This is a genomic window from Streptomyces sp. NBC_00988 (assembly GCF_045162645.1).
Lineage (GTDB): Bacteria > Actinomycetota > Actinomycetes > Streptomycetales > Streptomycetaceae > Streptomyces.
The window spans coordinates 12,261,216-12,286,574 of sequence record NZ_CP108730.1; the positions used below are offsets into that span (position 1 = coordinate 12,261,216).

15 protein-coding genes and 1 pseudogene are annotated in these 25,359 nt (G+C 67.7%); 12 read left to right on the plus strand and 4 right to left on the minus strand.

From position 1 onward, the window contains the following. Positions 1-55: 55 nt before the first annotated feature. From OG496_RS55005 to OG496_RS55020, 4 genes and pseudogenes are all read right to left on the minus strand, one after another. A pseudogene (locus OG496_RS55005) lies at positions 56-3,433 on the minus strand (amino acid adenylation domain-containing protein); the annotation flags it as partial. Positions 3,434-3,563: 130 nt separating this feature from the next. Next, positions 3,564-4,736 (minus strand): pyridoxal-phosphate dependent enzyme, encoded by a 1,173-nt coding sequence (locus OG496_RS55010; protein ID WP_405976485.1) that lies wholly within the window; start codon positions 4,734-4,736, stop codon positions 3,564-3,566. A 117-nt stretch (positions 4,737-4,853) separates the two neighbouring features. Continuing rightward, on the minus strand, positions 4,854-6,614 hold the full coding sequence (locus OG496_RS55015; RefSeq protein ID WP_405976486.1) for an ABC transporter ATP-binding protein: 1,761 nt from the start codon (positions 6,612-6,614) through the stop codon (positions 4,854-4,856). Continuing rightward, positions 6,611-8,395, minus strand: a complete 1,785-nt coding sequence (locus OG496_RS55020) for an ABC transporter ATP-binding protein (protein ID WP_405976487.1) — start codon at positions 8,393-8,395, stop codon at positions 6,611-6,613. The genes OG496_RS55015 and OG496_RS55020 overlap by 4 nt, the downstream gene beginning before the upstream one ends. A gap of 486 nt (positions 8,396-8,881) precedes the next feature. Here OG496_RS55020 and OG496_RS55025 point away from each other — a divergent pair, with 486 nt between their 5' ends. The 12 genes from OG496_RS55025 to fxlM all read left to right on the plus strand — a co-directional run bounded on the left by OG496_RS55025 (position 8,882) and on the right by fxlM (position 25,156). Beyond that, positions 8,882-9,727 (plus strand): metallophosphoesterase, encoded by an 846-nt coding sequence (locus tag OG496_RS55025; RefSeq protein ID WP_405976488.1) that lies wholly within the window; start codon positions 8,882-8,884, stop codon positions 9,725-9,727. Then, positions 9,724-10,443 carry a 4'-phosphopantetheinyl transferase gene (locus OG496_RS55030; protein WP_405976489.1) on the plus strand — a complete coding sequence of 240 codons (720 nt, stop codon included), beginning with the start codon at positions 9,724-9,726 and terminating at the stop codon, positions 10,441-10,443. Before OG496_RS55025 ends, OG496_RS55030 begins: the two co-directional genes overlap by 4 nt. Positions 10,444-10,567: 124 nt before the next feature. Further along, positions 10,568-11,362 carry a hypothetical protein gene (locus OG496_RS55035; protein ID WP_405976490.1) on the plus strand — a complete coding sequence of 265 codons (795 nt, stop codon included), beginning with the start codon at positions 10,568-10,570 and terminating at the stop codon, positions 11,360-11,362. Positions 11,363-11,451: 89 nt separating this feature from the next. Further along, on the plus strand, positions 11,452-14,511 hold the full coding sequence (locus tag OG496_RS55040) for an amino acid adenylation domain-containing protein (RefSeq protein WP_405976491.1): 3,060 nt from the start codon (positions 11,452-11,454) through the stop codon (positions 14,509-14,511). 488 nt (positions 14,512-14,999) lie between these two features. Next, positions 15,000-15,530, plus strand: a complete 531-nt coding sequence (locus tag OG496_RS55045) for a transposase (RefSeq protein WP_405976901.1) — start codon at positions 15,000-15,002, stop codon at positions 15,528-15,530. 32 nt (positions 15,531-15,562) lie between these two features. Next, a complete protein-coding gene (locus OG496_RS55050; protein WP_405971769.1) occupies positions 15,563-15,952 on the plus strand; it encodes a transposase in 390 nt (129 codons plus the stop codon). Positions 15,953-15,993: 41 nt separating this feature from the next. Then, positions 15,994-16,974: an IS3 family transposase gene (locus OG496_RS55055; protein WP_405976886.1), complete on the plus strand. Its 981-nt coding sequence runs from the start codon at positions 15,994-15,996 to the stop codon at positions 16,972-16,974. Between the two features lie 633 nt (positions 16,975-17,607). Continuing rightward, positions 17,608-19,074 carry a group II intron reverse transcriptase/maturase gene (gene ltrA, locus OG496_RS55060; RefSeq protein ID WP_405976492.1) on the plus strand — a complete coding sequence of 489 codons (1,467 nt, stop codon included), beginning with the start codon at positions 17,608-17,610 and terminating at the stop codon, positions 19,072-19,074. 265 nt (positions 19,075-19,339) lie between these two features. Next, positions 19,340-19,543, plus strand: coding sequence for an FxLD family lanthipeptide (locus OG496_RS55065; protein ID WP_405976493.1), 204 nt, complete (start codon positions 19,340-19,342; stop codon positions 19,541-19,543). A gap of 80 nt (positions 19,544-19,623) precedes the next feature. Next, the gene (locus tag OG496_RS55070; RefSeq protein WP_405976494.1) at positions 19,624-22,677 is read left to right on the plus strand and encodes a lantibiotic dehydratase; all 3,054 of its coding nucleotides are present in this window, start codon (positions 19,624-19,626) and stop codon (positions 22,675-22,677) included. Further along, positions 22,674-23,927: a lanthionine synthetase C family protein gene (locus OG496_RS55075; protein ID WP_405976495.1), complete on the plus strand. Its 1,254-nt coding sequence runs from the start codon at positions 22,674-22,676 to the stop codon at positions 23,925-23,927. The genes OG496_RS55070 and OG496_RS55075 overlap by 4 nt, the downstream gene beginning before the upstream one ends. After that, positions 23,924-25,156, plus strand: coding sequence for a methyltransferase, FxLD system (gene fxlM, locus OG496_RS55080; protein WP_405976496.1), 1,233 nt, complete (start codon positions 23,924-23,926; stop codon positions 25,154-25,156). The genes OG496_RS55075 and fxlM overlap by 4 nt, the downstream gene beginning before the upstream one ends. Positions 25,157-25,359 lie beyond the last annotated feature (203 nt).

A 25,359-nucleotide genomic window follows, 5' to 3' on the forward strand; every position in this document is an offset into this window, starting at 1 on the left:
GGCGGCCCCCGAGACCATGGTCTCGGGGGCCGCCCCCCTCTTTTCGTTCGCCGTGTCAGGCCTCGGCGGACAGCAGCGAAGCGATCCTCGGCCCGATCTGCTCCAACGCCGACGGCGACATCATCTGCCCGTGCGTACACGCCAGCGGAACCGTCCGGATCTCTCCGGTGACGTACGGTGCCCAGCCGTCCGGCTTCCCGGCTCTGTCGCTGCCATGGGCGGCCGTCCAGAGCAGTACATCGCCGTCGAAGACCGTCGGGCGGAAGGCATGTGCAAGACCTACGTTGGTCCGGAACGCCCGCGTCATGGCGTCGATCTGCTCCTGCTCCAGGCCTGCGAGGACCCCGTCATCGCAGCCCGGCTCCGGCGCGCCACCCAGTGAGTCGAGCAGCTCACGCAGCCCGGAGGCCGAGCTCAGGACGGGTTCGTCGACCTGATGCAGGGGATACGAGTCAAGCAGCGCCAGCAGGGCCACCCTCGCACCGTGCGCCTGCAGCCGAGTGGCAATCGACTGTGCTAGGAGACCGCCGAACGACCAGCCGAGCAGATGGTACGGGCCGGTCGGCTGAATGGCCCGTATCCGTCGGACACAGCTCTCGGCCAACTCCTCGACGTCGGCTGCGGGTTGGGCCCCCGTAAGGGCGCCGTCCTGGAGGGCATAAACCGGCTGATCGTCGTCGGTGAACCGGAGCAGTCCCGAGTAGACCCAGCCGACTCCGGCGGCCGGATAGAGACAGAACAACGGGGGGAGACGGCCTCTGGTGCGCAGCGGCAGGATGCTCGCGAGCGGGTTTCCGTCGGTGCCGCGGGCCAGGAGTTCCGCGAACGCGGCCACGGTGGGGGCCGCGAACAGACTTCGGACCGTCAGTCCGCTGCCCAGCGCCTCACGGATCCGGGCCATCAGACGGATCGCGTCGAACGAGTTGCCGCCCAGCCGGAAGAAGTCGTCGTGGATACCGAGGCCGGGTACACCGAGTACGTCGGCGAACAGCGAGCAGAGCAGTTCCTCGGTCGCGTCACGTGGGGCGACCGGCGCTCCGGCGGACCGGAGCCGGGGCGCGGGCAGCGCTGTCCGGTCGAGCTTGCCGTTGGCCGTCAGCGGCAGCGCGTCGACGATCACGAAGTGGTCCGGAACCATCTGGGCGGACAGGCGCAGTTCGGCCTCTCGACGCACATCGTCGATGTAGAGATCAGGAGCCGACCAACCCGGGACATGGTGCACCGATGCGGTGGAGTCTCGGCACTCGGGGGTCAGTAGTTCGTCGCGGACGGCGTAGACGGTGACAAGACCGGTCTCCGAGAGCATCTCGAGCCCCTCGATGGTGACCCGGTAACCTCGCTGTTCGAGATGGTCCTGGATCCAGTCGAGCCGGTCCGGTGTGTTGTGCGCCTCGACAACCAGCTGGCGGATCAGGCTCCAGTGCTCCTCGCGGAGCCCCAGGAGCACATCGCGTTCGCTCTTCTCCGCGTCGATCTTGAGCAGGTCGATGCGGTCGACTCCGGTCTCGTCGATGACATCCGACAGCGTGCGCAGCTCGCAGGTCACATCGATGTGTCGCAGTCGGTCGGTGAGCAGGCTGTCGAGATCCGCCGCACCGCCCTGCGGAAGGGCCTCCCGCAGCGGCTGCTCATTGCGGACGAAGGCCTCCAGGACATCGCGCTCCTCGTCGACGTCACCGAATCGCCCCGACATGATCGACAGTTGTGGGTAATACGTGAACGAGGCCGTGCCCGGCGCGTCGGCCAGGCCGCACGCGAACAGTCGCGCATCGACGCCGTGCAGTCGGGTGTTGAGGTCGAGCATGCGGAAGAGTTGCGGGATCGGCTCGAAGGAGTAGATGACGCTGTCGGGGCAGGAGCGGGCGACCGATAGAGAGAAGAACCCGATGTGGGCGCCCACGTCGAAGACGCAGGCCCCGCGCTCGGGCAGTACGACCCCGTGCCGCAGATACTCGTCCTGCTCAAAGATCTCGCGATATAGGAAGTCTGTCTCGGCCCGGTTCGGTCCTACGGCGGCCATCGCGTTGGGCAGCGTGTGCAGTTCGTCGCGATCGAGGAGGCCGTCCGCTTCGAGACGGCACAGGTTCCGCAGCGCTCCGGCCCGGTCCGGATCCGGTACGAGGTAAGCGGTCAGACGGGTTGCGCCGTCCTGGTCGGGGGCAGCCGTCACCACGGCGTCGGCCACTCCTGTGTGCCGGGTCAACGCCGCCTCGACCTCGCCGAGCTCGATGCGTACGCCGCCCACCTTGACCTGGTGGTCGTTGCGGCCCGCGTAGTGCAGGACACCGTCCGCGTCCCACCTGGCGAGATCCCCGGTGCGGTACATCCGGCTGCCGTCGGGGCCGTAGGGATCGGGGACGAAGCGCTCGGCCGTCAGCCCCGGTCGGTCGACGTAGCCCCGGGCGAGCTGGATGCCCGCGATATACAGCTCGCCCGTGACTCCGGGCGCGACACGGCGCAACTGCGGGTCCAGGACGTGGAGTCGGGTGTTCCACACCGGCCCGCCGATGGGGACGGGGCCGGGCGGGTCGCCGGGGCGACAGGGCCAGTAGGAGACGTCCACCGCGGCTTCGGTGGGACCGTAGAGATTGTGCAGTTCGGCGTCCAGGACCCGGAAGAACCGTGACCGCAGTTCGCCCGAGAGGGCCTCGCCGCTCGCGAACACCCGGCGCAGTGAGCCGCACCGGGCGGCGGCAGGCTCCTCGAGAAACAGCCGCAGCATCGACGGCACGAAGTGCACGGTCGTGATCTGCTGCGAGCGGATCACATCGGCGACAGAGGCGGGGTCACGGTGTGCGTCCGGCTCGGCGATGACGAGGCATGCGCCGACGCTCAGCGGCCAGAAGAACTCCCATACGGACACGTCGAATCCGGCGGGTGTCTTCTGCAGTACGCGGTCGTCGTAGCCCAGCGGGTACTCCGCCTGCATCCACCGCAGTCGGTTGACGATGGCCTCGTGGGAGACAGCGACCCCCTTGGGTCGGCCGGTCGATCCCGAGGTGTAGATGATGTAGGCAACGTTCGACGGGTGGGACGAGGGCCGTTCGCACTCTGTGTCCGCCGGGCCATCCGTCTCGGACACCCGCCGGACGTCGTCGATGCCGAGTGTCAGCAGCGGTCGTGAGTCCTCGGTCATCATCCGTATCCGCTCGGACGGCAGCTTCGGGTCGACGGGCAGATACGCGGCCCCAGCCCTGTGCACGGCGTAGAGGGCGATCAGCAGCTCCACGGAGCGTGGCATCGACACTGCCACGACCGTCTCGGGCCCCGCCCCCTTGTCCATGAGTAGCCGTGCCATCCGGTCTGCCCTGGCGTCGAGTTGGGCGTATGTGAGGGTTACGTCGCCGCAGACGACTGCGATCGCGTCGGGGGTGCGGGCCACCTGGGCCGTAAACAGATCGGGCAGGGTCTTTGCCGCGGTGTCGTGAGCCGATGTGTCGCTCATGACGTCACTTCCCATCGTTGTCGAACCGGCGTGCCGAGCGGGGCAGGCGCGGGCGAGGCCGCGAGGCACCTCGGTCCGCGGTACGGAAGGAGGGAGGGCCGCCCCGTCCAGGCGCTGGTCAGAGGCCGTCGATCATCCGGCTTCGGCCGGTCAAGTTGACGAGGACGGTCTGGTCCGGGCTGATCTGCCCGGTTGCTGCTCGGTCCCGAACAGCGGCGATGGCGGCGGCCGACGCGTAGCACACGTCGACGTCCTCGAGGTCGCTCAGCAGTCGACGGGCCGTGAGCAGGTCCTCGCGGGCCGCGGAGACGATGGCGCCGCCGGTGGCGATGGCTATGGAGTGCAGGTACGGGTAGTACGGCGAGGCGTCCCCGAGGAGGATGGCGGTGGCCAGGCCCCGTGGGGTCTCGATGCGGTCGGCTTCCGCGAGCTCCGTACGACCCTCCTGCCAGCCGCGCGCCGAGGGGGAGCAGGACTCCTCCTGCACCATGAGGAACGAGGGCATCCGGGAAAGCTCACCCATGGCCAGGTATTCCTGCGCACCCTTGTGCGCGGCGAGCACGCCCATGCCGCTGCTGATCGCCTGGACCACCAGGTCCGGAGTGCGGTCCATGGCATCGAAGGCCTCGAGATAGGCGAGTTTCAGGCCTTCCCTGCGGGCCCAGTTGAAGAAGCCGGCGTCGAAGTGGACGCCTTCTTCCGCCGCGTACCTGCGAGCCTCGACGGAGGCGTCCACATAACTTCCGTCCACCACGCTGAGGGTGGTCCGGTTGTCCTGCGGGATGTCGTGGTTGTCGACGAACTCCCTGCCGCAGAAGAACCGTGCTCGCATCGTGGGGTCCATGCGCACGGCCCGGGCCAGCGCGGTCGAGCTGTTCCCCGTGCTGGAGCCGACGAATTCCTTCACTCCGAACTGGCGTAGCACGGCGGTCACCAGCGAGGCCAGACGGTCCTTCGTGGTACGGGTCGGCTGCTGGGACTCGTCCTTGATCCACAGGCCGGGGACGCTGATGGCCTCACCGAGACGCGGCGCGGGACGGCACGGGGTCCGCACGGTCACCCCGCTGTCGAGGAAGTCCCGCGAGGTCAGCGGCAGCAGGTCGAAGTAGACCTGCTCAGGGTCGGCGTGGTCGTGACGGACCATCGCGGACACGTCGTATCGAGGCTCCAAAGCGCCTTGGCACTCGGGACATCGGTATGTCAGGGCTGGTGCGAACTCGCTCTGACAGAGCATGCAGACCAGGGCGAACTTGGCGCGCATGGTGCGCTCCTTCGGGGCGGAAATGGACACGGCTGAGATCTTTCGCGTGGTTCTCGGATGGGCAGGCCAGGGCAGGCGGGGCAGACATGAGTACGCCCCCGGGGCGCTGAGTGCGCGGGCTCCCGGGGGCGTACGAGCGGCGAGGACTCAGCTTTCGCCGTTCCATGACCGCCACAGCGCCGAGTAAGGTCCCCCTGCGCCGACCAACTCGTCGTGGGTTCCCAGTTCGACGATGCGGCCGGACTCCATGACGGCGACGCGATCGGCGTCATGTGCCGTCTGCAGTCGGTGGGCGATGGCGATGACGGTGCGGTCCGTGCGGACGGCGGCCACTGCGCGCTCCGCGTGCCGGGCCGTGGTCGGGTCGAGCAGGGACGTGGCCTCGTCCAGGATCAGGGTGTGGGGATCCGCCAGGTGAACTCTGGCCAGGGTGAGCTGCTGCGCCTGTGCGGCTTCCAGTTCCACTCCGCCCGAACCGAGCTGGGTGTCCAGGCCGTCCGGCAGTTCGGCCACCCAGTCCGCCTCCACCATCCGCAGGGCAGCGAGGATGGTCTCGTCGTCGGCCTCGGACGCCGCCATGGTCATGTTGTCGCGCAAGGTGCCCATGAACACGTGGTGCTGTTGGGTGATGAGGACGATGCGGTTGCCCAGTTCGCCCGCGGCGGCCAGGTCGGCGACGGGAACACCACCGACGCGGACGCTGCCGGTGTCCGGGGCGTCCACGCCGGACAGCAGCTTGCCGAGGGTCGACTTGCCTGCCCCGGATCGACCCACCACCGCCAGCCGCTCGCCTGGACGGACCTGGAGCTTGACGTCCGTGAGGACCTCGTGCCCGGGGACGTAGGAATATCCCACGCCCTCGACCTCGATGAGGTCGTCATCAGGGGCGGGGAGCTGGGGGTTGGCCGTGTGCGCGACCAGGCCGACGCCCTTGATGCGTGCGAACGAGGCGCCGCTGCGCTGCAGTTGTTCGACCCAGTACAGCATCTGATTGAGCGGGTCGACCAGCTTCCACATGTACATGCTGCCGGACACCACGACGCCGAGAGCCAGATTCCCGTGGAGGTAGCCGAGCCCGCCGACGAGCAGGATGAGCGCCATGGGCAGGGTGTGCGCGAACTCGGTGAGCGGGAAGAGTACCGTGCGCAGCGAGAGGGTGCGCGCATTGGCGTGGTAGGTCGTGTCGATGGCCTGGTCGAGGGTGTGGTTCTGCCGCGTCTGCAGTCCGTAGGCCTCCACGGTGCGCGCGCCGTGCGCCGTGGAGTTGAGGATCTCAGACACCTCTCCGGCGGCTGCCCCCTCGGCGAGGTAGGCGTCGCGGGAGCGCGCCAGATACCAGCGGCTCACCCACCAGACGAGCGGCAGGCCGACGATGGAGCAGAGCCCCAGCAGGGGATCGAGGAAGAAGACCGCGCCGAACATGAACACCACCTGGACACCGGCGACGAAGATGTCCGGTGCTGCGTTGCGCAGCGTGGCCGCGACGGCCGAGATGTCCAAGGTGGAGCGGGTGACCAGGTCGCCGGTGCCCACTTCGTCCGCGATCCGTCCTGGCAACGCGAGCGCGCGGTCGATGACTTCCTCGCGAAGTCGGGCGAGCGTGCGCTCGCCGAAGCGGTGGGACAGGGCACGGGCCCAGCGTGTCAGCACCAACTGAGCTGCTGCGAAACCCAGAACGGAGGCCGCCAGGGAGTCGACCTCGGACACGGCCAGGTCACCGGCCTGCACCTTGCTGACGATGCGTCCGAGAAGCCATGGGCCGGCCACGCCGGCCAGGGCAGCACAACAGGTCAACAACAGAATCCCGAAGACGGCGCCGAGGTCTTCCTTGAACAGTTGGCGGACGGCCCGCCGCACAGTTTTGGTGTCGGCGACCGGTAGACGCGGCGTTTCGTAGGGTCGGCTCATCGGGACTCTCCTTCGGCGTGCGGGACCACGGCGGTGACGGCGTGGGCTTCTGTGCTCCCGCGGAAGACGAGCTCCGCGTAGGCGGACTGCCCGGCCAGGAGTTCACCGTGTGTGCCGGTCGCTCGTACCTTCCCGTCCACGAGGTAGGTGACGTCGTCGGCCTGGTCGAGCACGAGGGGCGAGGTGCTGACGACGAGGGTGGTGGCAGCGCGGCGGTACTCGGCCACCCGGGCGGCGACGGTCGCCTCCGTGTGGGCGTCAAGGGCGGACGTCGGCTCCAGCAGGAGCAGGACCTCCGGGGCGGCGAGCAGCGCCCGGGACAGGCGCAGTCGCTGACGCTGTCCGCCCGAGACATTGCGGGCCCGGTCCTCCAGGCGGCTGTCCAGCCCGTCGGGCAGTGCCTCGACGATGTCCGTCGCGGCGGCGGCGTGCATCACCTTTCGGATGTCGTCGTCGGAGCGCTCCGTATGGCCCGAGAGGATGGTGCGCAGGGGGCCTGCGAACATATAGGCATCGTTGTCGGCGAGGAGGACGTGGCGACGCAGGGCCGCACGGTCCCAGTGGGAGAGCTTGGTGCCGCCCCAGGTGACATCGGAGTCGGTGTAGCCGGCCAGCCGCTCCGTCACTGCGCGTGCTTCGTCGGGGCGGGCGCTGACCAGCGCCGTCAACTTTCCGGGGGTGATTGTCAGGCCCGACACGGGGTCGTGGAGTGCACCGGGTGCCTCGGGCGGTTCGATGCGGGTGCGGTGCTCCTCGGGGGCGGGGGCCTGCGCCAGGATGTTGACGACCCGTCGCGCGGAGACGAGGCCGCGTGGCAGGTCATCCGCGCCTTCGATGAAGGACGAGACGGGCACGAGCAGTGCGGAGACATAGCCGTAGACCGCGACCAGTTCGCCCACGGAGATGGTCCCGCTGGCGGCCATCCGCGCGCTGATCCAGGTCACGACGGCGAGAAAGACCACCGGGAGGCATGCGGTGAGGGCTTGAATCCAGCTGGTGATGCCTGCCACGCGGTATCCGACCGGGATCAGGGCCCGTGAGCGTTGCCGGTAACGCGCGGCGAACATGGGCTTGCCGCCGATCCCGTTGAGCACGCTGAGTCCGGACACCATGTCGCCGGCGAGCGCGGTCAGGGTGCCCTGGTCCTCCCGATAGTGGCCCTCGGCGCCATGTAGCTTCCCCAGCAACGGGCCGACGGTCACCGCCAGGGCTGGGACACCGAGAAGAACGACCACGGCGATGACAACCGAGATCCGGAACAGGAGGACGGCGGTGGCCACATAGGCGACCACTGCGCCCACTCCGGGACCGGTGATGGTGAGCGTCTGGGCGATCCTGCTGATGTCACCGGCCTGGAGGTGGGAGAGCTCTCCTGCGGACACCTGCCGCGGCAGCGTCGATCCGAGTCGGGTGACGTGTCGTGTCACCACCTGAACCGTCCGGTATGCCGCGTCCACGCGGATGCGTGTCATGGTGCGGTGTCTCAGGATGCCGAGGGCCGCAATGCCGGCTCCCGCGACGACCACGGCGCCGGTCCAGAGCAGTAGCGCCGTGGTGTCGCGGGCGATGAGCCCGTCGTCGATCGTCTTCGACAGCAGATAGGGCGGCAGCATGAGCGCACACATCCACGTGACGCCCCAGAAAGTGCCGAGCAGCACCCGCCTGTGCTGGCTCGTCGTCAACCACCACAGAAACCGCAGCGGACTGCGGTGATCCGGGAGGCCGGGGGACTCGTAGGGGACCCGGCGCGCGCCCGTGGGCAGGTCTGGTCCATGGCTCATCTAGGCCATCCTTGCGTGGGGTTGAGGAACGGGTCCGACTGCGCGGCGGCATCGGGGTCGCGCGCGGTTCCGGAGGCGGGGCCGGCGGAACGTGTTCCGGTGAGCGCTCCGGCTGTGGGTTCCGTGCGCAGAAGAAACGTGATAAGTGCGACGGCAACCGAATGGCAGGAAGTCACAATACGCCAACGTGGGACCCATATTCTTAGGGTGCAGGGATCTTGTCAATGCGCTGGAGGACCCAGTTGGGGTCCACGTCGACGCGGCGGACGGCGCGCACTGTAGTCATAGCACCACTGCCAGCGCATGCGGGCTCTGCGGGTCGCTTATTACAACTTCGTGCCCTGTGCACGTGAACGTGTACTGAATCACAGTCTGTTGACGTCCGGGTTCGAGGGCTGAGACGATCATGCCCAATAGAGTCCTTCGAAGTCCTTATTCGGGTCTGCATTCCGGGATTCTTGGGCTTGGTGAAAGTTTGGTTTTTCTATGGGCGAGCTGCTGGCCGTAAGCGATTCGCATGTTCATTTCAAGGAGAACGGGCGGATCGTCGAAGGGCTGAGGCCCAAATCGGATGAAGACTGGCTCCTCGTGGCTGATGGCATAGGCGATCGCAGTGACGATGTGCTGTGGGGCCTCGAGTTGTTCGGCAAGAATTTCTCAAAGGTTTTCTGGGTTCCGGGGAATCATGAACTTTGGACCAGGCCCGACGACCCGATAAATCTGCGGGGAGAGGCTCGCCATAGATATCTTGTGGATAATTGCAGATCCGTGAGAATTGTCACCCCTGAGGACCCGTTTGTGACGTGGGAAGGAACGGCGGGGCCGGTTATGATTGCCCCAAATTTTCTCCTCTATGACTATTCCTTCCGTGCTTCGTCACTCGCCAAGGAAATGGCCCTCGAGGTCGCAGAGCGAGCCGGGATCGTTTGTACCGACGAGTATGTGCTGCACCCTGACCCATATCCCAGTCGTGAGGCCTGGTGCCGGGCGCGGCTGGAGTACACCGCGGCGCGCCTGGACGACGTTCCGCAGGATATGCAGACCGTCCTGATCAACCACTATCCACTGATCCGGGAGCCGACGGAGATTCTCCGGTGTCCCGAGTTCGCTCTGTGGTGTGGCACCACGGCCACCGAGGACTGGCCGAGCCGGTACCGAGCGGCCGCCGTGGTCTATGGACACCTGCACATCCCGCGGTCCATCAGCAAGGACGGGATACCCCACCACGAGGTGTCGCTGGGCTACCCGCGGGAATGGATGCCTCGCGCCGCCCCTCCGCGCAAACTCGTTCGCGTCCTCACGGGGCCCCCGGCAGTCGGATGCGACGCATGATCCGGGATGTGACGCTGCCGGGGGTCGCGGCGGTCGACTCGTTCGGAAACCCACCGTCGACTCGCACCCTGTATCCAGAGGAGAGCGCACTCGTGGCCCGGGCGGTGGACAGACGCCGCAACGAGTTTGGCGCGGTGCGGGAGTGCGCTCGGTCGGCCATGGCCGAGTTGGGTTTTGCCGCCGCCCCCGTGCTGCACGGCCCGGCAGGCGAACCCATCTGGCCTGCGGAGCTGGTGGGGAGTATGTCTCACTGCGCCGGATATCAGGTAGCGGTACTCGCCCGCGCCAGCGAATTCGCGCTCGTGGGGGTCGACGCGGAGCCTGATGAGCCGTTGCCCGAGGACGGAATGCTGGAGATGATCGGGTGCCCTGCCGAGCGCGCCATGATCGCCGAACTGACACGGGAGCATCGCGGCATCAATTGGGGCCGTCTCCTGTTCAGTGCCAAGGAAAGCGTTTACAAGGCTTGGTATCCGTACGCCCGGCGATGGCTGGGCTTCGAGGACGCCGTCATACGAATTGATCCCTGGATGGGTACGTTCACCGCCCGACTTTTTTCGGCAGGTCCGGTAGTGGCGGGTACCGAACTGAGCATGCTGACGGGACGTTGGATTGCCAGACGGGGACTTCTGCTGACCGCGATCACCATGCCGGTGCCACAGGCTGGCGATGCCGACACCCGTTCCCCGCAGGCGTGTAGCAGGTCTTCGGGCTGAAAACCAGGTGCCGCGAGCGCCTTGAGGAGCAGTGCCCGCTCCTGATGCGGAGCCGATCAACTGAAATAACGCCTGGACGTACGGTCTTGTTCGTGATGCCCAGGAAGTAGTGCTGGGAGTTTTTATGGATGGTTGTCAGAGCGAAGCATGTCCGAGCTGTCAGGCCGAGCTGTCTCGGGCGACACAACGGCCAACCGGCCAACTGATTGTCTGCGTGAGCTGTTTCGAGAAATTCAGAGCCGACCTGCTGGCCGTCCCGGATCTGTACCGCAGGTGCGAGGCGGCGTTGGCCACCGCGCCTCCCGATGCCGAGCGGGTCTCTGGTACGCGTTCCTTCGGAATCAAACTCAATACGGCCGCCGTCGAGGCCCGCGACCTGGTCAGGGCACGGCTGCGCTCCTGGAGTGAGTTCGTGAAGGCTGAACACGGATGTGCGCCGTCGAGCCCGTCGGTCACCGGGCTGGCATCCTTTCTTCGCGGGCACGCGGACTGGCTGTGCAGTCACGAGGCGGGGGGCGACGCGGTCGCCGAGATGGCGGAGACGACGGCCGCGGTTCGGCGGATCGTCGATCCGAACCGGGTGCGGAGGTTCCGCGTGGGGCGTTGCGTCACGGGCGATTGCGAGGGGTCCCTCGTCGCAGCGGTCCAGGCGAGTGCGGATCTGCTGCCCGGCGAGGTGCGCTGTGACGTCGACCCCGAGCACGTGTGGACCTCGTATCAGTGGCGGGAGCTGGACCGGCAGGTGAGCCAACGCCATCAGTCGGGACTGCCCTGGCTCACACCCAGGCAGGTCGCGGACCTCTGCCAGACGTCGATGAGCAACGTCTATCGCCTCGCGTCGGAGAAGAGCTGGCGCCGGCGCACCGATGGCCGCCGCGTTCTCTACGCCAAGGCGGACGTCCTCGCATCGGTGAGCTGACGACCCAGAACATCGCCAGGCGTCGCAGACAGAGCAGAAGTGGACAGATAGTGCCTGACCAGAGAAGTGCGAGCACACCACGGTCTCTCGTGGAAGCTTTTGCCGCCAGCGCTGCCCGATTCCCCGACCGAGTCGCGGTCATGTGCGGAACGCGCAGTGTCACTTACGCCGACCTGGACCGCTGGTCCGACCGGTTGGCCGCGGACCTAGCGGGCAGCACGGAAGCGAACGGCCGTCCAATAGGGATTCTCCTCGAACGGTCCGTCGAGATGGTTGTGGCCGCGCTTGCCGTGTTGAAAGCGGGAGCGTTCTTTCTGCCCCTCGATCCGACCGCTCCCATGACGCGGAATGCCGTCATCCTCGAGGACGCCGCGCCGCCCGTCGTGGTGACGTCCCGTTCCCTGGCCAGTCGGCTCCCGGAAGGTCTCTCCTGTTGTCTCGTGGAGGAATCGGAAGACGACCGGGACGCCCCCGCGTTCGTACCCGGAACGCTCGCACCGGATGACCGGGCCTACATCATCTTCACCTCCGGCACGACGGGCCGTCCCAAGGGAGTCGAGGTCAGCCACAGGAACGTACTGCGGCTGTTCTCCACCACCCTGCCCCTCTTCGAGTTCACCGAGGACGATGTCTGGACCGTCTTCCACTCCTTCGCGTTCGATTTCTCGGTCTGGGAGATCTGGGGTGCGCTGCTGCACGGTGGGTGCGCCGTGGTGGTGCCCGACGAGGTGGCCAAGGACCCGGTGTCCTTTCGGCAGCTGCTTGACGAGCGGAAGGTGACGATCCTCAGTCAGACGCCGTCGGCGTTCCAACAGCTCTTGGCGGAGGACAGTCGACACGGTGGGCACGTGCCGCTCCGCCTGGTGGTGTTCGGTGGCGAAGCCCTGCGCTTCGCCGAACTCGAACCCTGGACGGACAAGTACGGAACTGCCGTGCCCGCGCTGGTCAACATGTATGGCATTACTGAGACGACCGTCCACACCTCCTACCATCACGTCACTACGGCGGACGTGGCGAGGAGCGAAAGCGTGATCGGGCGGCCGTTGCCCGACCTCGACATGTTCCTCGTCGACCAGAACCTGCGCCACGTGCGGCCGGGGGAGACGGGTGAGATCGTGGTGGTCGGCCCCGGGGTGAGCCTCGGCTACCGAGGGCTGCCCGAGCTGACCGCACAACGTTTCGTCACACTTGAGGACTACAACGGTGATCCGGTGCGTGGCTATCGGTCAGGCGATCTCGCGCGTATGCGCCCAGACGGTCTGCTGGTCTTTTGCGGCCGAGCGGACAGCCAGGTCAAGATCCGGGGGTTCCGCATCGAACTCGATGAGGTGGAGACCGCGTTGATGCGTCATCCCGTGATCAGGCAGGCCGCGGCCTCCGTCAGGGAGTCGCGTGACGGTAGCTCGATGCTCGTCGCCCACGTCGTGCCCCGGGCCGACGCGGTGCCGGACATCGGGATCCTGCGCGAGTTCTTGGCCGAACTACTGCCTCACTACATGATCCCCTCGGTCGTCGGAGTACTGGACGAACTGCCGCTGACGGGAAACGGCAAGCTCGATCGCGCCGCGCTGCCGGAGGTGGCCCGGCCCTCTTCGCCGCCGTCGACGACCGGAACGGGGACACCCCGATCGGGGAACGAGGCCGTACTCTGCGAGCTCTTCGCCGAAGCATTGGAACGAGACGCCTTCGGCCCGGACGACGACTTCTTTGCCTGGGGCGGCCACTCTCTGCTGGCAATCGCACTGCAACGCCGGGTACGCACCGCGTTCCAGGATCAGAAGTATCCGTCGCTCCCGCTCTCCCAGCTCTACCGAACCCCCTCCCCTGCGGGAATCGCGCAGTGGCTGGAGCAGTCGCACACCGAGCCCGAACCGTTGCCGACTTGGCGGGAAGGGGAGACATTGCCGCTGTTCCGGCAGCAGAGCGACAAGCTGATCAGGCATGTGCTCGATCCCGACGATCTCACCGACCACTGCGCGATGGGCTGGCGGGTCGAGGGCGAGGTCGATACCGACGTGCTGGCCCGAGCCGTAAGCCATGTGCACGACCGACATGAGGCTCTGCGTGCCCGGTACCGACTGGAGAGTGAGGCGGTCGTGGAGCCGGCCGACACTCCGGCGCCGGATGTCGTCCTGCTACAGGCAGCCACTGAGGACGCGGCCCACACAGCCCTGCGGGAGGCCATGGGACGGCCCTTCGATCTGGAGCAGGGTGAGATCTGGCGGGTCGTCCTGGTGACCGTCGGTGCAGGCAGGGCGCACCTCCTGTCCGTGGTCGTTCACCACATAGCCTCCGACGGATGGTCCGAACCGATACTCGCGGCAGATCTCTCGGCTGTGTACGAAGCGCTTCGGGTGGGTGGCCGGCCGGAAGGCCCCCCAGCCCCTGGCCTTCGGCAGATGGCCGAGGTTCAGTTGGCCCCGCGCGATTCCGGCGTATGGGAAGAGCAGTGCACACACTGGAAGTCCGAACTCGCTGAGATTCCCTCACTGGACTTTCCGTACCCCGCGTCCGGCGGCCTCTCGTCCGCACCACGCTGTCAGAGGTCCTCGCTCCCCGAGTACCTCATGCAGCGAGTCGAGGAGCAGGCGCGGCGGCATGGAACCACTCCGTTCACAGTCCTGCTGACTGCCTACGGAAGGGCCTTGTCGGAGCTCACCGGGGCGAGTGACTTCGGCGTGGGAACGCCAGTGGCACTGCGTGGGGACATCCGCGTGGAGAGCGCTGTGTCCTGCCTGATCGACGTGCTCTGCATACGGATGCGTTTTTCGACTGAGGTTCCCGAGATCGACGATCTGCGGCGTGTCGCGGGCACGGTCCGTCGCGCGTTCGCGGCCCAAGACGTCCCGTTCAGCGAGGTGGTGCAGCTGGCCAACCCGCCACGCGGCACGCGCCCACCGCTGTTCCAGAACATGTTCGCGTTGCAGAACAACGCGATCCCCGACTTGCATCTGGCCGGTGCGCGAACCGAGTTTTTCCGACCGCTGCCGTTCGGCCTGCCGACCGAGCTCGTCACCGAAGTGCGGCCAGAGGCCGGCGGAGGGGCAGAACTTAGCGTCAGCTACCGCCCGGATCGTGTGGATGGCGCCTTCGCGCGTGCGCTCGGGAATGCATTCGTTGCGCACATCGAGAAGCTGACCAGTAGCTGAGCGTCTGGTCGTGGTCCCCGAGTATCTCCACCTCGGGGCGAGTGGATCGGGACATCGCCGTCCCATGTGTCCCTCTCGCCCCTGACATCGCGCTACGTCTCCGGGGGCCTCGGCTCGCTCATGTAGTGGCAGTGCCTCGGCAGTGAAGTTTCTCCATGGACGCAACCCCGATGTCTGGGCGAATGTTTAGGGTGCGGTCGAGGTGAAGTGGCCGTGCCAGAAGCAGATTTGGGTTCCTCGCCAGGTGCCTGGACGGGGCATGGCCGGTCTACGCGTGAGTGCGGGCACTACGTGATCACTGGCCGCGCCGACGGGACCGTATGTGTGCCGTCTCGGGTGTCCGCCGACCGGTGAAGCCCGGACTTAGCTTGGCGTTTAACCTCGCCGGGTCACCCGACCTGCTGATCATGGCTTCTTCGTGGGACAGCAGGGCGGCCGTTCTTCACGCTTCGATGTGTCGAGCAACGTCGCGTGAAGGAACGGCCGCTGTGAAGAGTCTGGCTTCTGCAGGTCCAGCTGACGCCGCGATGAGCGCGCTGTCCCACTTTCGTGTCGAGTTCTACGACTGCCTCTACAGCCGGGCGGATGCGCTCTTCGAGCTGAGCGACGCGGTGCTGTGCGCGGACGGCGCGGTCACCTCGCTGGTCGAGTTGACACTGACGGCCGAGTCTTGGCTGGTGGGGCGGAACTTCTTGTCGTGCGACCGTGAACGTGATCTTGAGATGCCGCGGGATGTGCAGGACTGGCTGCCGCCCGAGCACCTGTGCTGGAAGGTGCTCGACGTCGTCGAGCTACTTGACCTGTCGGCGTTCGAGAACAGCTACCGTGACGACGGACGGGGCGGGATGGCCTACCCTCCCGCGAGCCTGATCGCGTTGCTCCTGTACTGCTACAGCAAGGGAGTGCGTTCCTCCCGTCGCATCGAGCAGGCTTGCTGGGACGACGTGGGCTGCCGAATCATCACCGCGAACCGGCCCTCTCTGACAGCCTCGGCTGAGGCACCCGTTTTGTCGGGTTAGCCTGGATAGGCGAGACAGGAGTACAGCCCGGCATGGCCAGCACCACCCCCACCAGTTCCGGATCGGATCCGGCACCGCGTCCGAAGCGACGCACGTTCACCGCCGAGTACAAGCTGCGCATGGTCGCCGAGTACGACGCCGCCCCAGCAGGGGAGAAGGGCGCGGTCCTGCGCCGTGAGCGGCTGTATCACTCGCACATCATCGAGTGGCGCCAGGCCCGCGAGGCCGGTGCGCTCGGTGCGCTGACCGACCGGCGGACCTCGGCGGTGCGGCCGAAGAAGGCGGCCGAACAGGCCGAGCTGGAGCGGCTGCGCGCGAAGGTGGCGCGGCTGGAGAGGGACCTGGCCCGCCGCGATGCCGCGCTGGAGGTCATGGGAAAAGCCAACGCGCTTTTGGAACTGCTCTCCGAGAGCGCGGACTGAAGCATGCCGCCGACCCGGTCGTGGATGACGCGTTCACCGGTGTGCAGGGGCAGTTGGGCATTGCCGCTGCCTGCCGGCTGACCGGACGCTCACGCGCCACCCACTATCGTCACCGGCATCCGGTGCCCCGGGTGCGCAGACCGCGCCCGACACCAGCCTCGGCTCTGTCGGCCGCCGAGCGGGCCCAGATCCTGGCCCTGCTCAACCGGGCCGAATACGCAGACCTGCCGCCGGCCCAGGTCTGGGCGCGTGAACTGGACGCCGGGCGCTACTGGTGCTCGGAGCGCACGATGTACCGCATCCTCGCGGCGGCCGGGCAGTCCGGCGAGCGCCGCCGTCAGGCCGCCCATCCCGCCAAGGTTGTCCCGCAGCTGCGGGCAGACGCCCCGTGCCAGGTCCTGACCTGGGACATCACCAAACTCCGTGGCCCCGACAAAGGCGAGTGGTACCACCTCTACGTGATCATCGACATCTTCAGCCGCTATATCTGCGGGTTCACCGTCGAGCGCGCCGAGTCCGCCGAGCGGGCACGTGAGTTGATACGCGAGACCATCGAGCGCAACGGGATCGTGCCCGAGACCGTGCACGCCGACCGCGGTACCTCGATGACCTCGAAGAAGGTCTCCCAGCTGCTGATCGACCTCGGGGTCACCCGGTCGCACTCACGCCCGAAGGTGTCTAACGACAATCCCTTCAGCGAGGCGAACTTCAAGACGATCAAGTACTGCGGCGAGTATCCGGAGTCCTTCAACTCCCTTGCCCACGCGAGGGAATGGTGCGAGGGCTTCATCTCGTACTACAACCACGAGCACCGTCATTCCGGCATCGGCCTGCACACCCCCGCCTCCGTCCACTTCGGAACCGCCGACCTGGTCCGTGAACAACGAGCCGCGACACTGGCCGAGGCATACGCCCGCCATCCCGCACGCTTCGCGCGCCGACCCGAACCACCCGCCATACCCGAGCAGGTCTGGATCAACGAACCGAAACAGGAAACAGAACCCGCCCGACAGAACACATAGCCTCAAACCGTCTCATTTGACTTGACAGCTTCGTGCGCCGTGGAAAGCGCTGTTTGACCGAGTGGAGGTGGAAGACCTGCGCCGCGAGCCCCGTCGCAGCGGGGCGAGCGTAGCTGACGGCAGCCTGAACCGAGAGGTGTCGGGGAGGGCGAGAGCAGCCGTGACAAAGCCGGGACGGCCCAGCACTGCCAGATGGGTCGGGTCCGGCGAGCGAGACGCAGAGGTGTACGCGAGGAACCGGCGTTTACGTCCCGTAATGAGTCACCGGCTCAAAAACCTGGTAGATCCGGGCCGGATGGCGGCGCGCAACCGCTTCCGTAGTCAGGAAGGCGGGGAACTTCCGGGCAGGTCTGGAGTTGCAGGCCCGGGAGGTCACGGTGAAAGTCTGCGGCGTAACCGTGGCGATGCCGCCGGGACAGAGTCGGGCACCTCCTGCGACGAACGGTCAGCAGTGAACACGGGAACCCTCCCGCATCCGCCACAAGTCCGCGACACCAGCGCGGAGTTCGAGGCTGGACCCACCGTCGGTCGACCGGTGTGGGAGGGGGCGGAGCCGCCGTAGTACTCGGAGCCGGGGAGAGCCCGGCGCAAGGGGAAGGGCGGCAGCAGTTCCATGAAGGGAAGGAGGCTGTAATGCCAGAAGACGCACCGCCGAACGGCGGCGCTTCGGAAGAAGATTCCCCGGTGGGGGCCTTCGGCCGGGTACTGGAGATGCAGGCCAAGCTTCACCGTTGGGCGGTGGCCGACCCCGGCCGCCGGTTCGACGACCTGTTCAACTTCGTTCACGACCCGGCGACGCTCATCGTGGCGTTCGACCGGGTCGCGGGCAACCAGGGAGCCCGGACCGCCGGCGTGGACGGCATGACCGTCGCCGACGTCGAGCGGGACATCGGGACACCCGGGTTCCTGGACGGTCTGCGCTCGGACGTGAAGTCCGGCGCGTTCCGGCCGCTGCCGGTGAGGGAGCGCAAGATCCCCAAGCCGGGCGGGGCCGGAAAGGTGAGAAGCCTCGGGATTCCTTCCGTGGCCGACCGCACCGTTCAGGCCGCACTGAAGCTGGTGCTCGAACCCATTTTCGAGGCCGACTTTCTGCCGGTCTCCTACGGGTTCCGGCCCAAGCGGCGGGCTCAGGACGCGATCGCGGAGATCCAGCGCTTCGGCTCCAAGGGATACCACTGGGTGCTGGACGCCGACATCGAAGCGGCCTTCGACAACGTCTCCCACTGCGCCGTCATGGACGCCGTGCGGAAACGGGTCAAGGACAAGCGTGTTCTGGCGCTGGTCAAGGCGTTCCTCAAGTCGGGCATCCTCAGCGAGGACAGCCAGCGAAGGGGCACCCACACCGGCACCCCGCAGGGCGGCATCCTCTCCCCGCTGATCTTCAACGTCGCGTTGTCGGCGCTCGACGAGCACCTGCACCGCGACTGGCTGCCCGGCGGGCGGATGGATGGCCAGTACCCGCGCCGCAAGCGCCGTCGGCACGGCCTGCCCAACTGGCGAATTGTCCGCTACGCGGACGATTTCGCGATCATGGTGCATGGCTCCGCAGAGGACGCGGCGGCCCTCCAGGACGAAGTAGCCTCCGTGCTCGAACTCTTGGGGCTGAGGCTGTCACCAGCCAAGACCCGAATCGTGCACATCGAGGACGGGGTCGACTTCCTCGGGTTCCGCATCCGGCGGCGCCGCAAGCGAGGAAGCAACAAGTGGTACGTCTACGCGTTCATCGCCGCGCGGCCCATCCGTTCGGTGAAGGACAAGATCCGTGCCCTGACCCGCAGGACGTCACAGGCTGACCCCAGGGACGTGCTGATCCGGCTCAACCAGATCATGCGCGGCTGGGCCAACTACTTCCGGCATGCCGTCGCGAAGCACACGTTCCGCATGCTCGGGGCCTTCCTCTGGCATCGCGTGATCATGTGGCTCAAGACGATGCACCGCTGGTCGTGGAAGGACGTCCGCAGTCGGCTCCTCGGCCCGCACGGGTCATGGCTGCCGATCACCGCGGACGGGGTCGAACTGATCAACCTGGCGCGGACACCGGCGATCACCCGGTACCGCTACCGGGGAGACACGATCCCCAGCCCCTGGCCCACAGCCTGACAATCAGCCCGATGGCGGGAACTGTGGAGAGCCCGGTACTCGGAGACGGGTACGCCGGGTTCGGAGAGCGGTCTGGAGAGACGGGCCGGTGGCAACACCGGAACCGCGCTTCAGGCCGACTCAACCGCTCGGTAAGGCCGCCGACCACAGCGTGGCCAGCACACGGCGGTATGTCGCCGATGCCAGCTGGGAGACGGTCGATGACGCACGTCGGCCGGGCAGCACAACGAACCGTTCGGATCATCCCGACAGAAGAGGAACTGCAATGACTGCAACCACGCTCAGCCCGATCACGACCGCCACCACCGAGGCGTCTGTTGTGACGGCCGTTCTCAAGCTGCCGGCCGACCCATTCGACATCGACCTGACCATCGTCACGGAGATCGACTCCGACCTGCTCCCCAAGGCATGTGGCACCGGTGACGGATGTAAGCCGTCCTGTGCCTCGTCCTGCGCGAGCGCCGTCTAACGGCGGCTTGGGTACGGGGTCGGGAGCGCTGCCGCTCCCGACCCCGCAAGTTCACAGCACTGATGGCGGAGGAGCCGGAAATGGGAAGCGACGGAAAGCTCTACCAGCACACGGGCACCGCCCTGCTCCGGGCCGCCGCGATGCCGTTGACCGATCTACCGGGATGGTGGCCCGATCCGTCCGATACGGACGCGTGCGTCAGGTGGCTGATGCAGGTGTGGGCCGATGCGCGGTTCGCCGACGCAGTCCGGCAGACGAGCGGTGATCTCGCCACGCGCGTCGACGCAATCTGCGCCGGACAGCTGGCACGCCCCAAGCAGGTCCGGCGCGCTGCCATGGCCACCGTCCGCTACGTGCTGCGCGCCGCGGGGCGGCCGACTCCGTTCGGCCTCTTCGCGGGGGTGGCCCCGGTCAGCGTGGGCTCCAGACCGTACGCGAGATGGGGAGACACGCACCGGGCTGTGGCGCGGGTGGACACCGAGTGGCTGGACGACGTCATCGTCCGTCTGGAGGCGTGCCCCGCCCTGCTGGAGCGTCTGGACGTGGTCCTGAACAACCTGGCGGTGCATCGCGGCGGACGCCTGCACGTTCCGCACGGCGGACCGATGGGGGCCACCGTCCGACGCACCAGCGCGGTCCGTGTGATCGAGGACGTTGCGTACGGGCCGGTCCGCTTCGCCGATCTCGCCGAGCAGTTGGCCGCCTCCTTCCCCCGAACTGAGCCGAAGACCATCGGCGCCCTGCTCGGCACGTTGGTACGCGAGAAGTTCCTCATTACCAACCTGCGCGCGCCGATGACGGACACCGATCCGCTCGCCCACCTGATCGCGCGGCTGCACGGCGCAGACGCGGACACGGTTCCCGAAGCCGCACAGGTTCTGCACGAGCTCGAAGCGGTGCAACGCGCCATACACGAGCACAACCGACTGCCTGCGAACCGCCAGGAGCCCCAACGGCAGGCGCTGGCAGCGCAGTTGCGCCGGCTCTCCGACGCGGGCCGAAGCCCTCTGGCCGTCGATCTGGTGCTGGACGCGGAGGCGCGGATCCCCGAGAGCGTCGCGCAAGAGATGGAGAGGGCGGCCGACGCGCTGCTGCGGTTGACGCGTCGGCCGACGGGCCAGGGCGTATGGAAGGAGTACCAGGTCGCATTCTGGGAGCGGTACGGCACCGGCACCCTCGTGCCGGTGAAGGAGGTCGTCGACCCGGCGGCTGGGCTCGGATACCCGGCCGAGTACCCCGGCAGCCGTATGACCGCGCCGCTACCGGAGCTCTCCGGGCGAGACGAGAGGCTGCTGGCACTGGCTTGGCAAGCACTGGCCGACGGCAGCAGGGAGATCGTCCTCACCGACGAACTGATCGACCGCATTGCCGACGACGGGCCGACCTGGCAGGAGGCACCGCCCCACGTGGAGATGTGTGCGCGCCTCCACGCCGACAGCCTGTCCACCCTGGAGCGCGGGAACTTCATGCTCACGGTGACACCGGCACGCTCCGCGGGAACGCTCACCTCCCGGTTCACTCCGGTAGCCACCGGCACGGGACTGGACGAGTTGTACCGTCGACTCCCCGCCGGCGTCGAGAACGCGCTGACCGCGCAGCTGTCCTTCCCGCCGTTGTACCCGCATACCGAGAACGTCGCCCGCGTCCCCGCGTATCTCCCGCACGTGATCCCGTTGGGCGAGCACCGCGGCCTCGACGACACTGCGCCGACACTCATCGACGTCGACGACCTCGCAGTCACGGCCACGCACACCCGCCTCTACCTGGTCAGCATCTCCCGCCGCCGTGTGGTGGAGCCGCAGGTCTTCCACGCCATGGCCCTGGACAAGCAACCCCCGCCCCTTGCCCGCTTCCTTGCCCACCTGACCCGCGCCTTCGGCCCTGCCTGGACCGGCTTCGACTGGGGGCCGCACGGCGCACGGCTGCCGTTCCTGCCGCACGTCCGCTACAGGCGGGTGATCCTCTCTCCCAGCCGCTGGAACCTCACCGCCGACGCGCTGCCGGGCAGTGGCGCTGACACGGGGGAGTGGGCGGACGCCCTCGGCCGGTGGAGGAAGCGGTGGCACTGCCACGGTGCCGTCGAGTTGAGGGAGGACGACCGGACACGGCGGCTGCAGCTCGACGTGCCGGCCCACGCCGCCGTCCTGCGTGCCCACCTGGACCGGGAAGGCGAGGCCGTGCTCACAGAGGCGCCGCCCGAGGAGAGCTACGGCTGGATCGGCGGCCACGTCCACGAGAGCGCCCTGCCGCTGACCAGCACTCACCCACCGGCCCCCGACCCGCTCTCCGGCTTTCTGCCCGTGCTTACCAACAGCACCCTCGGACCCGTACCGGGGTCGGGGCAGGCACCCTGGCTGAACGCCAAGATCTACACCCACCCCGACCAGTTCGAGGAGTTGACCGGCACTCACCTCGCGGGGCTCGTGGCCCAGCTCCCCGACGCACCGGAGTGGTGGTTCGTCCGCTACCGCGCTCCGCACGACCTCGACCACCTGCGCCTGCGCATCCGCACCCGTAGCCCCGGGCAGCACACCACCTGCACCGAGCTGGTCGCCCGATGGGCCGCCGGGCTGGGCCGCGAGGGGCTCAGCAGCAGGCTCGTGTTCGACACGTACACCCCGGAGATCGGCCGTTACGGCCGAGGCGCCGCCCTGCGCAGTGCCGAGACGGTGTTCGCGGCTGACTCGGCCTACGTCCTCGCCGCCCTACAGAGCCTGGGAACCGACGGCATGGACGGTCGCGCGCTGGCCGCGGCCGGCATGGTGGATATCGCTTGCGCCCTGCTCGGCCCCGACGAGGGCATGCGGTGGCTGACGAACCGCCCTGCTTCTCCCGCCCACGTCGAACGAGACGCCAGCGACCAGGCCATCGACCTCGTTCGCCGCAGCACGCCACGTGCCCGCGGCTGGGGCGACGCGGTCGCCCAGGCGTGGCACCGGCGCGCCGTTGCCTTGGCGCTATACCGCGAACGCCTTACCGAGAGCATGGACCTCGACTCCGTCCTGGAGTCTCTCCTCCACATGCACCACAACCGTCTGCGCGGCGTAGATCGGGAGGACGAAAGGATCTGCCGGCGCCTCGCACGGCAGTCCGCCGTCGCATGGGCCGCTTGGCCGGGGGAGAGCAGCCGATGAACAACGACGCGCTGCCGACACCCACCATGTCGGGCTGGGGCCAATCGCTGTACTCAGGCGCGGCGGGAGTCGCCCTGCTGCACGCAGTCAGCGCGCACACCGGTGAAGGGGACCCGGACGCGCTCCGGCCGTGGGCCGCCGCCATGCTCAAGGGCCCGATCCAGGCAGTCCCCGAAGCGTGCGGACTCTACGAGGGTGCCCCAGCTGTTGCCTACGTCCTCAGCTTCTCGCACACGAACACCGCTGAGCGCTCCCTGGCGACCCTGGACAGGTACCTCGCCGATGTCACACGCCACCGCCTCGGGCAGGCACACACCCGCATAGACCGCGGTGCCCTGCCTACCCTGGGCGAGTACGACCTCATCAGCGGACTGACCGGGCTGGGCGCGTACCACCTGCACCGCAGCAACCAGGCGGAACTAGGAGACACCCTTGCCTACCTGGTGCGACTCACCGAACCGATCACCGTCGACGCGCAGCCGCTGCCAGGCTGGTGGACCAGCGACAGCCCCGATCTGAAACCTTCGCCACGATGGCCTGGCGGGCACGGCAACCTCGGCGTCGCCCACGGCATCACCGGACCACTTGCGCTGCTGGCCACGGCTCTGCGCCGCGGTCACACGGTGCCCGGACAAACGCGAGCCATCATTCGGATCTGCGACTGGCTGGATCGCTGGCGCACAGGCACCGGCTCGCGTGCCTGGTGGCCGGGCCTGATCACCCGCGACGAACACCGGCGCGGCAAGCTCCAGAGCCCAGGACCGACACGCCCGTCCTGGTGCTACGGCACCCCCGGCATCGCCCGCGCCCAACAACTCGCCGGCCTCGCCCTCGGCGACCGCGACCGGCAACGTCAGGCCGAACAGGCCCTCTCCGGATGCCTGGCCGACGATCGGCAGCTCGCCCAGCTGACGGACGCATCCCTCTGCCACGGCTGGGCGGGGCTCGTACAGACCGTCTCCCGTGCCGCCGCCGACGCCATCGACGACGAACTCGCGGCGCGTCTGCCCCACTTGAGGAGCACCTGGACCACAACGGACTACCACATGGAGCCGGTCTCATGGACGGCACGGCAGGCATCCACCTGGTCCGTCTCACCACCGCCGTCAATACGGCGGTCTCGGTCCCCTGGGACCACTGCCTGCTTCTCGCTGGATGACGTCGCGATCGACACCCGCACACCAGAGCAAATGAGTACGCTCTGCCCGCGCCGTACGCACGGCCGGGCACCTTCCGAAAGGACGCGATGAACACGGACACGGGCGCCTCCCCCGAGGACCTGCGCAACCGCCTGGTTGACGCCATCCTGCAACAGGACCCTTCCGGCCTCCGCGACGCACGCATCGAAACCGCCATGCGGACCGTACCCCGCCACGCCTTCCTCCCCGACGCGTCCCTCCAGGAGGCGTACGCCAACAAGAGCGTCACGATCAAGGAGAACCCCGACGAGGACGCACTCCCGCTGAGCTGCGCCTCCCAGCCCGACGTCGTGCACTTCATGCTGGTCCAACTCGCGGTCCGCGAAGGGGACAACGTCTTCGAGATCGGGGCCGGCACCGGCTACAACGCCGCCCTGCTCAAACACCTCGCCGGACCGTCGGGGCAGGTCACCACGTGTGACATCGCCCCCGATGTGACCGCCTACACCCGTCGGATGCTGGATGCGAACGGATACGGTGACGTTCGCGTGGTCACGGGGGACGGCGCCCTCGGCGCCGAGGAGTTCAGCCCCTACGACCGCATGATCGCCGCCGTCGGCATGTGGGACCTCCCCGGAACCTGGTGGGACCAACTCGCCGTCGGCGGACGCCTCGTGGTCCCGCTGCGATGGCGCGGGCTGTCGCGGTCCGTGGCGTTCCGACGCGAGAAGGACCGGATGACGTCCGACTCCGTGAAGATGTGCGGCTTCCTCCCGGTGATCGGCCAGGACGGAGAGCGGAACGACTACATCGACGACGACCGGCTCGTCAGGCTCTACTGGGACGAGGACCAACCCATCGTCCCGGAACTCCTGCGCGACGCCCTCACCCGACCGAAGTCGGTCGTCTGGACCGACGCGATGGTCGGCCCCGTCGAGTCCTTCGACGGTGTATGGCTGCGCCTGAGCGCCACCGAGCGAGCGACCTGCCGTATCACCGCGAAGCCCGCGGCGATGGAGGCCGGCCTTCACCGTCCTGCCTCACCCGCCCTGAGTCCCGCCCTCGTCGAGGGCGACTCGCTCGCGTACCTGACCCTGGAGCGCACCGCCGAAGACCCGGGTGCCGAACCTCGGTTCCGACTCGGAGCTGTCGGCTACGGCCCGGCCGGCGCTGATCTCGCCGAGCGGATCTGCACGCAGATCTGTGCTTGGAGCCCGGCCAGGACCGTTGAACCCACGATCACCGCGTACCCCGCGTACCCCGCGGACACACCGGACAGCGAACTCTTCGACGCGGCCGTGATCGACCGGCCTTCCGTGCGGCTTGCCATCACCTACTGACGCGGGCGGACGCGGTCGTGCAGGCTGGCCGCGCCCATCGAAGACAGGCGGTGCAGGGGCCCTGCAGCCAGGAGCGCTGCCGGCATCCTCTGTGTCGGTAGCCAACTCTCCCGTACAAAGGCGGCGTTCAGCGCCGTCTATTACCTCCCGCGGGTCGGCTTCGTCACCGCGAGACCGATGAACCCGCCTATCTCGACGAACTC

What these genes read in the sequence shown, in the direction of transcription:
- OG496_RS55025 (WP_405976488.1), top strand. Translation starts at nt 8,882, where the DNA reads ATGGGCGAGCTGCTGGCCGTAAGCGATTCGCATGTTCATTTCAAGGAG.
- OG496_RS55070 (WP_405976494.1), top strand. Translation starts at nt 19,624, where the DNA reads ATGGGAAGCGACGGAAAGCTCTACCAGCACACGGGCACCGCCCTGCTC.
- fxlM (WP_405976496.1), top strand. Translation starts at nt 23,924, where the DNA reads ATGAACACGGACACGGGCGCCTCCCCCGAGGACCTGCGCAACCGCCTG.
- OG496_RS55065 (WP_405976493.1), top strand. Translation starts at nt 19,340, where the DNA reads ATGACTGCAACCACGCTCAGCCCGATCACGACCGCCACCACCGAGGCG.
- OG496_RS55030 (WP_405976489.1), top strand. Translation starts at nt 9,724, where the DNA reads ATGATCCGGGATGTGACGCTGCCGGGGGTCGCGGCGGTCGACTCGTTC.
- OG496_RS55050 (WP_405971769.1), top strand. Translation starts at nt 15,563, where the DNA reads ATGGCCAGCACCACCCCCACCAGTTCCGGATCGGATCCGGCACCGCGT.
- OG496_RS55015 (WP_405976486.1), bottom strand. Translation starts at nt 6,614, where the DNA reads ATGAGCCGACCCTACGAAACGCCGCGTCTACCGGTCGCCGACACCAAA.
- OG496_RS55035 (WP_405976490.1), top strand. Translation starts at nt 10,568, where the DNA reads ATGGATGGTTGTCAGAGCGAAGCATGTCCGAGCTGTCAGGCCGAGCTG.
- ltrA (WP_405976492.1), top strand. Translation starts at nt 17,608, where the DNA reads ATGCCAGAAGACGCACCGCCGAACGGCGGCGCTTCGGAAGAAGATTCC.
- OG496_RS55075 (WP_405976495.1), top strand. Translation starts at nt 22,674, where the DNA reads ATGAACAACGACGCGCTGCCGACACCCACCATGTCGGGCTGGGGCCAA.
- OG496_RS55020 (WP_405976487.1), bottom strand. Translation starts at nt 8,395, where the DNA reads ATGAGCCATGGACCAGACCTGCCCACGGGCGCGCGCCGGGTCCCCTAC.